Source organism: Pseudomonas sp. NPDC089741, assembly GCF_044748825.1.
Taxonomy (GTDB): Bacteria; Pseudomonadota; Gammaproteobacteria; order Pseudomonadales; family Pseudomonadaceae; genus Aquipseudomonas; species Aquipseudomonas helmanticensis.
The window spans coordinates 38,404-39,455 of sequence record NZ_JBIVGT010000046.1; the positions used below are offsets into that span (position 1 = coordinate 38,404).

Genomic DNA, 1,052 nt, shown 5'->3' on the forward strand with positions numbered 1-1,052 from the left:
CGCGGGCCGAGCCGAAGTACCCCTACCTGCGGAGCCTCCGGCGACAACAGGCCGCATCGGCCCCAGCTGGAGGCGGAAAGCATCCACATCATCCGCGAGGTGGCCGCCGAGTTCGATAACCCGGTGATGCTGTACTCCATCGGTAAAGACTCCGCCGTGATGCTGCACCTGGCACGCAAGGCGTTCTTCCCGGGCAAACTGCCGTTTCCGGTGATGCACGTCGACACTCGCTGGAAATTCCAGGAGATGTACAAGTTCCGCGACAAGATGGTCGAAGAACTGGGCCTGGACCTGATCACCCACATCAACCCCGATGGCGTGGCGCAGAACATCAACCCGTTCACCCACGGCAGCGCTAAACACACCGACATCATGAAGACCGAAGGCCTGAAACAGGCGCTCGACAAGCATGGTTTCGACGCAGCCTTCGGCGGCGCCCGTCGCGATGAAGAGAAATCCCGCGCCAAAGAGCGCGTGTACTCGTTCCGCGACAGCAAGCACCGCTGGGACCCGAAAAACCAGCGCCCAGAGTTGTGGAACGTCTACAACGGCAAGGTCAACAAGGGCGAATCCATCCGCGTATTCCCTCTGTCGAACTGGACCGAACTGGACATCTGGCAGTACATCTACCTCGAAGGCATCCCGATTGTGCCGCTGTACTTCGCCGCCGAACGTGAAGTGATCGAGAAGAACGGCACGCTGATCATGATCGACGACGAGCGCATCCTCGAACACCTGTCCGACGAAGACAAAGCGCGCATCGTCAAAAAGAAAGTGCGTTTCCGCACCCTTGGCTGCTACCCGTTGACGGGCGCGGTGGAGTCCGAAGCCGAGACGCTGACGGACATCATCCAGGAAATGCTCCTGACGCGAACTTCCGAGCGCCAGGGCCGGGTCATCGACCACGATGGCGCAGGCTCGATGGAAGACAAAAAACGTCAGGGTTATTTCTAAGGGGTTGTCATGTCGCACGTATCTGATTTGATCAGCGAGGACATCCTCGCCTACCTGGGCCAGCACGAACGTAAAGAGCTGCTGCGCTGGTTGTCCTG

The 1,052-nt window shown here is 59.3% G+C and carries 2 protein-coding genes; both read left to right on the forward strand.

Annotated elements, in window-relative coordinates; translation table 11 throughout:
* The first annotated feature begins 66 nt into the window (after positions 1-66).
* A complete protein-coding gene (gene cysD, locus ACIPZE_RS27175; protein ID WP_400776462.1) occupies positions 67-954 on the forward strand; it encodes a sulfate adenylyltransferase subunit CysD in 888 nt (295 codons plus the stop codon).
* 9 nt (positions 955-963) lie between these two features.
* On the forward strand, positions 964-1,052 hold an 89-nt coding region (locus tag ACIPZE_RS27180), incomplete at its 3' end, for a hypothetical protein (protein WP_400776465.1).